Origin of the sequence: Oceanotoga sp., assembly GCF_030445905.1 — a bacterium.
GTDB classification, from domain to species: domain Bacteria; phylum Thermotogota; class Thermotogae; order Petrotogales; family Petrotogaceae; genus Oceanotoga; species Oceanotoga teriensis.
Genome location: NZ_JASUSU010000077.1, coordinates 1 through 7,184, shown reverse-complemented (window position 1 = coordinate 7,184; position 7,184 = coordinate 1). Strand labels below are relative to the sequence as shown.

General features: G+C 22.8%; 6 protein-coding genes. 3 read left to right on the top strand and 3 right to left on the bottom strand.

Annotated elements, in window-relative coordinates:
- Nucleotides 1-37: 37 nt before the first annotated feature.
- From PWP28_RS13580 to PWP28_RS13570, 3 genes are read right to left on the bottom strand one after another with little or no spacing between them, the layout of a single operon-like run.
- Nucleotides 38-499 carry a QueT transporter family protein gene (locus PWP28_RS13580; RefSeq protein WP_264149771.1) on the bottom strand — a complete coding sequence of 154 codons (462 nt, stop codon included), beginning with the start codon at nt 497-499 and terminating at the stop codon, nt 38-40.
- A 55-nt stretch (nt 500-554) separates the two neighbouring features.
- Complete coding sequence (locus PWP28_RS13575; protein ID WP_308644992.1) at nt 555-3,371, bottom strand: DEAD/DEAH box helicase; 2,817 nt, start codon at nt 3,369-3,371, stop codon at nt 555-557.
- 36 nt (nt 3,372-3,407) lie between these two features.
- Nucleotides 3,408-4,643, bottom strand: coding sequence for a hypothetical protein (locus tag PWP28_RS13570; RefSeq protein ID WP_308644991.1), 1,236 nt, complete (start codon nt 4,641-4,643; stop codon nt 3,408-3,410).
- Nucleotides 4,644-4,953: 310 nt separating this feature from the next.
- Here PWP28_RS13570 and rimP point away from each other — a divergent pair, with 310 nt between their 5' ends.
- The 3 genes from rimP to PWP28_RS13555 all read left to right on the top strand — a co-directional run bounded on the left by rimP (nt 4,954) and on the right by PWP28_RS13555 (nt 7,048).
- Nucleotides 4,954-5,421: a ribosome maturation factor RimP gene (gene rimP, locus PWP28_RS13565; RefSeq protein ID WP_264149768.1), complete on the top strand. Its 468-nt coding sequence runs from the start codon at nt 4,954-4,956 to the stop codon at nt 5,419-5,421.
- 15 nt (nt 5,422-5,436) lie between these two features.
- Nucleotides 5,437-6,459, top strand: coding sequence for a transcription termination factor NusA (nusA, locus tag PWP28_RS13560; RefSeq protein WP_109605024.1), 1,023 nt, complete (start codon nt 5,437-5,439; stop codon nt 6,457-6,459).
- Nucleotides 6,460-6,598: 139 nt separating this feature from the next.
- Nucleotides 6,599-7,048, top strand: a complete 450-nt coding sequence (locus PWP28_RS13555; RefSeq protein ID WP_264149767.1) for a Fur family transcriptional regulator — start codon at nt 6,599-6,601, stop codon at nt 7,046-7,048.
- Nucleotides 7,049-7,184 lie beyond the last annotated feature (136 nt).

The window sequence follows — 7,184 nt, the reverse complement described above, 5'->3', positions numbered from 1 at the left end:
TTTTTCACTAATTTTAAAAAAAACATTATAAACCAGCTTAAGATGGTTTATAATGTTTTTTAAATAATATTAATATAGGAATTCCTATTAAGTATGTAACTACAGCTTGTCCTATTCCTATCCATAAAACAGAAATCCAGTAAGGAACTTCGTACAAAAACGATACATACGCAGAAACACCAAATGCATTTACTAAAACTGAAGGAAGTGGAGCAAGCCATTTATTAGGCATCTTCCAAGTTAAGTATGCAGCTATTAAAGTAAAAAAACTCCCCAACCAAATATCCCAAGCTCCAAGGCCTCCTATGATATTTGCTAATAAAACACCTATATACAAACCTGGAATAAAAGCAGCATCTAAAAATGGCAATACAGTAAATGCTTCAGCTATTCTAAATTGTACTGGCCCAAAGCTTATAGGTTGGAATAAAATACATAAAACTACATAAACTGCCGCTACAACACCTGAATTTACTATCCTTTTTGTGTTATTTTTCATATATAACACCTCCGTGTTTTGATAAGGCGGGTGCTCCGACCGCCATTTATAAACTTTAATCAAATAAAATTTCAAGATATTCTTTTTTCATATCAGAAAATATTTCTTTATCTCCCAAAATATCTTCATATAATTTATTTTTTTTATCTTTTAAAACAGAAATTTTTTCTTCTATACTATCAATACTTATAAGTTTATAAACAAAGACATCTTTATCTTGCCCTATTCTATAAACTCTATCTGTAGCCTGTTTCTCTACCGATGGATTCCACCATGGATCATAATGAATAACATAATCTGCTCCAGTTATATTAAGTCCAATTCCAGCAGCTTTTAAACTCAGCAATAAAATCTTTTTATTATCATTATTATTAAATTCATCAACAATATTTTGTCTATCTTTAGATTTTCCAGTTATAATTGAATAATTATAATCTTTTTCCTTTAAATATTTTTCAATAATCTCAAGCATTGTAGTAAATTGAGAAAAAACAATGACTTTATGATTAGTATTCATAATTTCTTCAATAAATTCTTTTAAAAATTCAAACTTTCCTGAACTTTCTTTAAATGTTTTATCAACTAAATAAGGATGACATGCAATCTGTCTCAATCTCAACAAGGCTTCAAAAATATTTATATTATCTTTTTTTATCTCTTTTCTAAAATAATTTAAATATTTAATATATAAAGATCTTTGTTCTTCTTCCATATTTAATTTTACCTCTTTTTCAAATTTCTCAGGCAATTCATCTAAAACATCTTCTTTTTTTCTTCGAAGTATGAAAGGGCTTATTTTTTTTATGAATTTTTCTTTTTCTTCTTTATTTTTATAAACTTTTTTTATGAAATCTTCATTTTCAAAGTATCCAGGAAGTATAAACTCAAATATACTATATATATCTTCAATATTGTTTTCTATTGGTGTACCAGTTAGAGCAAGTTTGTTTTTTGCCCTAAGACTCTTGATTACTTTTGAAGTTTTAGTCCATCTATTCTTTATATACTGTGCTTCATCTATTATTATATAATCAAAATAATTTTTTATTAAATTTTCTCTATTTATCAATGTCGCATAATTAACTATCAAAATATCATAATTATTAAGGTCATTATCATCGATGTATTCTCCAACAGTCAAGTTAGAAAATGTATTTATTTCATTTTTCCAATTTTGTATGAGTGTTTTTGGACAAACTATCAATGCTCCTTTATCTAAGGAAACATTTGAAAGTAATGCTATAACTTGAACTGTTTTTCCAAGACCCATATCATCTGCAAGAATTCCTCCAAGATTATATTCATTCAAAAATTTAAGATAATTATATCCATAAACCTGATAATCCCTCAAATTACCTTTAAAATTATTTAATTCATAATTATCAAGTTCTTTAAATTTTTTTAACTCTTCAAATACTTTTTTTAAATCCCCTTCAAGAATATCTTGATAATCAATTAATTCGCCTATTTTAAAATACTTATTTTCATTATATTTTTTTATTATCTTTTTTATTTTTAAAGGTATTTTTATTATATCTCCATTTTTTAAAACAATATAATTACTTTCTTTCATATTCTCAAGATTCAATATTTCATCATTTATATCTAAATCAATTTTATATTCATTATCAAAAACTTTAGTTCTAATTTTTATAATTGGATTGTTTGATATTCTTATATTTTTAGAATACAAAACTTTTATTTTTTTATCAATTTTGTTCAGATCATTTTCTATAAAATTTACGAAAAAAGTTATATCTACAACTTTTTCTCCATTATCATCCAAATCTATTTTATAAATATTTAATTCATTCAAGACATTTTCTAAAAATTTCTCATCATAATAACAATTTTTAATATCTTTAAAATCTAATTCTTTATCATATAATTCAAATTTAATTTTAAATTTGAATTTATCTCCTATTCTCAAAATATACAACTTTGGTATAGAATTCTTAGTTAAAATAAGTTTATCAAAATCTTCAAATTTAGTATTAATATTTAAATCAAATATATAATCATTAAAAAATTTTTGAAAATCTTCAATTTCAATTATTTCTTCTTTTAATTCTTCTAATTTCAAATCAGTTCTACCGTTTAAATAAAGATAATAAAATCTTCTATTCTCTTTATCTTCTATCAAATAATCAAAATTCGAAATATAATAATCGAATGAATTTAAGATCTCATTATTATCTTTAAAATTCCAATTTACAAATATTCTATTTTCATTTTCTTTTTTTAATGATAATTCCAATTCAATATTGTTCAAATTAAAATAATCTCCATCGATAAAAAAATAATTAGAATATCTTTGTAAAAATTTAAAAGACTTTATTTGATATTTATCTTTATTCAAATAAATATTATTTTGCAAATTTAAATAAAATTCATTCAATATAATGTTATCAGATTCAAAATCGACACAAATATTTTTATCATTTTTATAAAATTTCAAATAGATATTTTTATCATCTCTTATGATCATAATATAATCAAAATAATTTTCTATTGGATATGTATCAACAAGTTTATCTACAATATAAAAAAAATCACTTTTATAATTCAAAATATTACTATTGTTTTTTTCACTTTCTATATAATTTATATATTTTAATAATAAAGCTGTTATATGTTCACATAATCCTATTTTGAATTTTGAATATTCACATTCACAATCATAAAAAAAAGATTCTGAAAGAATACACTTACTAAATACTCCTTCAACATAACCAGAAATATAAAGTTTTTCATCTAATTCATAAAATTTATAATTTTCTATACCTTCATTTTTTAGTATTTTTTTAGCCTTATTATATTTTTCATCAGTCGCATTATTTAAATAATCAGAAGCAATAACTTTAAAATTCATAAAAAATCTCCTCAAAAAAGCGAGATAATAATCTCGCTAATCAATAAGTTTATTGAATTTGTATATCAAATCTTCAAATTTTGGCTTATCTTCATCATAAGTACTAGATATATTTTGTAATTGAGTTAAACTATTTTTTATTTTAATAATAAAATTTTCATCTCTTCCATACAAAGAATAATATTCATTCATAACTTCATAAACATAATCAAAATACAAATAATCTATATCTAAATCATCAGAAAAATTAGAGTATAAATAATTTATAATCTGCGAATCTTTATTTTTATAATATAATTCCTTGAGTATTCTTTTTTTAAAATTCGATAAATCATTCAGATCATCTTCTAAAATTTTTATTCTCTCATCAAGCTCATTCATTGAATTTATATCATATAATGTTTTATAATAATAAATTTCCTTATATGAATTATAAATATTTTCATTCTCTAATTCTATAGATTTTTCATTCAATACCTGACTCAAATTAATCAAAGACATTTCAATAACTTTTCCATCTTTAAAAGATTGAGAGAGAGCTTTGAATTTTTTAAGATCTTCCAATGTATTTTTTTTATTTTCGAAAGAAATATCATTTAATTTTAAATAGGAGAATATCCATTCATCAGGTACATCTTTTTCTTCAAAAATTATATTCCTATAAAATTGTTCAGTCTCTATTAATTTAGATGTTTTATCAATTCTATCTATTCTATATTCTATTTTTAAAGGTTTCCAAGTAACAATAAAATCAAAATTTCCTCTATATTTTTCAAACCAATTTTCAACTGAAATATTTATTTTCTTATTGATCAGAAAATCAGAAAATTTTTCATCAACTAATTCCATCCATATCTTAACTTTCATATAATTTCTTATATTTTTTTCTTCATCAAAAAAAATGACACTTTTATTAAAAATAAATTCATTTGATTTAAATCTATTATAATTAAGATCAACTTTATCATTTAAACTATCATAATCAATAAATATATTGTTATCATTGAGATATTTCTCCATAATTTTATAATCAACTACTTCTTTCAAAGAATTGAATAATATATTAGATGTATTAAACAAATAATATTTATCTCCAATATTTAAATAATTTTTTAAATTTTCATAATACCTTCCATATAATAATGAATCATCTATATAACTATTCTCAATTATTTTTCCATCTTTTGTTGAAATATATGATATTATTTCTGAAAAACCTGTAAAACTAAGAATTAAAAAAATTACACTCAATAAATATATTTTAAAGTTCATTATTTTCCTCCCATTAGACTTATTCATACAATATTCTATCATAAAAAAAGTTCATTATACTGAATATATAATTATAAAAAAGTAAAATAATCTTCAATTTAATATTTTAATTTATTTAGATTAATATTAAAAAGATTAAAAATTATGTTTTGATTAATATATACAAAACATAATATTCTATTCAAAAAATATTAAACAATGCTTGATTTTTATATTTATATGTGATATAATTTATCAGAAGACCTATAAAAAGCATTAATTTCGAGGGCTAATCGGCCCTCGAATCTTGTTATAAGGGGGAAGACGGAGAATGAAAGATATAAAAAATACTTTATCAGAAAAAGCTGAAGAAATAGCCAAAGAAATGAATTTAGAGATATTTGAAATCAATATAAAAGGTTCAAAAAGAAGAAAAACAATTGAAATAATAATAGATGATTTAAAAGATTTTGTATCAATAGAAACATGTGCTAATTTCTCAAGAAAAATAGAACCTTGGTGTGAAGAACAAGATTTTCCTTTTGGAAGCTATGATTTAATAATAAGTTCTCCAGGTCTCGATAGACCATTAAGATCTAAAGAAGATTTTATAAGATTTAAAGGGAAATTAGCAAAAATAATAACAAAAAACAAGGTTGAAAATAGAAACTCTTTCACTGGATACATAAAAAACATTGAAAATGATGAAATAATTATAGAAGAAAAATCTTCAAAAAAGAGTTTATTTAAAATAGAAATGGATAACATATCAAGAGCCAACCTTGAAATAGATTTTTAATCGGAGGTGTAATTTGTGAATATAAACTTATTAGAAGCGCTTGATACATTTGAAAAAGAAAAAGGAATAAGTAGAGATGTTTTAATAGATATAATATTAAAATCAATTAAAAGCGCATATAAAAAAAATTACGGAACAAAAAATGTTGATGTAGAAATGGATAATAAATTTACGAAATTAAATGTTTATCAAGTTTGGCAAGTTGTTGAAAATGTTGAAAATTTACAGGAAGAAATGTCTTTAGAAGAAGCAAAAAGAATTAATCCAAAAGTTCAAATAGGTGAAGAAATAAGGAAAAAAATTAATTTAAAGAAAGATTTTAAAAGAATAGCTGCTCAAACAGCTAAACAAGTTATTTTACAGAATATAAAAGAACTTGAAAAGAAAGCTCTTTTTGATAAATACGTATCTTTGAGAAACAAGATAACAAACGCAGAAGTATTAAAAGTTGCTGATGGATATGCAGAAATAAGAATAGGAAAATTGGAAACAAAACTTCCAGAAAAAGAAATAATCCCGGGCGAAAAATTACTTCAAGGAGATTTAATAAAAGTTCATGTTAAAGACATTCAAAAAACAACGAAAGGTCCAAAAATACTTGTAACGAGAACTTCTCCTGAATTAATAATAGAATTATTAACAACAATAGTTCCAGAAATAGAAGAAAATATTGTAGAAATAGTAAAAATATATAGAGAGCCTGGTATAAGAACAAAAATAGCTGTAAAGTCTAATGATAAAGATGTAGATGCTGTTGGCGCTTGTATAGGTGAAAACAGTATGAGAATAAATGAATTATTAAATGAATTAAAAGTAGAAAAAGTCGATATAATTCAATATTCTGATAATCCTGAAATATTTATAAAAAATGCTCTTGCACCTGCTGAAGTAAAAAATATAAGTATAGATGAAGAAAATACTCAAGCCGTAGTATATGTACCAGAAGATCAATTCTCCCTTGCTATTGGAAAGGGTGGACAAACAGCAAGAACTGCAGCTAAGATAACAGGTTGGAAAATAGATATTCATACAGTTTAACATGTTTCTTTTTATTAATTAATTGTTCATAAAATATACAAACTTTTTAAATAAACAAATGTTATGATTAGTGTAAGTACGTTAATTAATTAATTATAATAATATTATATTAAGTTTTACATTTTAGGAGGTACTTCAAATGACTCAACAAGATCTTTTAAAATCTACACTAAAAAATAGAAAACAAAGAATGACAGCACAAAGAGAATTAATTTTAAGAATATTTATGGAGTCTAATGGAAGATTGATGAGTATCGATGATGTATTTATGGAAATAAGAAAAAAAAGAAATCAAAGAACAAGTAAAATGACAGTAAAAAGAGCTATAGATCTTCTTGTTGAATTAAAATTGATAAAAGAAATAAGGTTTGATGAAGAAAATATAAAATACGAATACATCAGAAAAGATACAGAAGAAGAAAACGTTGTTTTAATATGTGAAAATTGTGCAAAAGCTGAAAGAGTGAATGTTTCTAAAGCTGAATTATTAACTCTTTTAAAAGATAAAATAAATGGTTTTGAACCCAAAGAATTCACTATAAAGATAAAAGGTTATTGTAAAGAATGTTCTTCTTCCATAGATGAATGAAACAGTCTCAAAATTGAGACTGTTTTTTTTATTTGTTTTTTAGAATAAATAAAAGAAAAGAGAGAACAAAGAAGTTCTCTCTTAGAAAAAAAGAAGGGGCGAAACTTACTCTTGCACACAAAAAGTGTACTACCAT

Coding starts and splice junctions, on each gene's coding strand:
- PWP28_RS13580 (WP_264149771.1), bottom strand. CDS start 499: ATGAAAAATAACACAAAAAGGATAGTAAATTCAGGTGTTGTAGCGGCA.
- PWP28_RS13575 (WP_308644992.1), bottom strand. CDS start 3,371: ATGAATTTTAAAGTTATTGCTTCTGATTATTTAAATAATGCGACTGAT.
- PWP28_RS13570 (WP_308644991.1), bottom strand. CDS start 4,643: ATGAACTTTAAAATATATTTATTGAGTGTAATTTTTTTAATTCTTAGT.
- rimP (WP_264149768.1), top strand. CDS start 4,954: ATGAAAGATATAAAAAATACTTTATCAGAAAAAGCTGAAGAAATAGCC.
- PWP28_RS13555 (WP_264149767.1), top strand. CDS start 6,599: ATGACTCAACAAGATCTTTTAAAATCTACACTAAAAAATAGAAAACAA.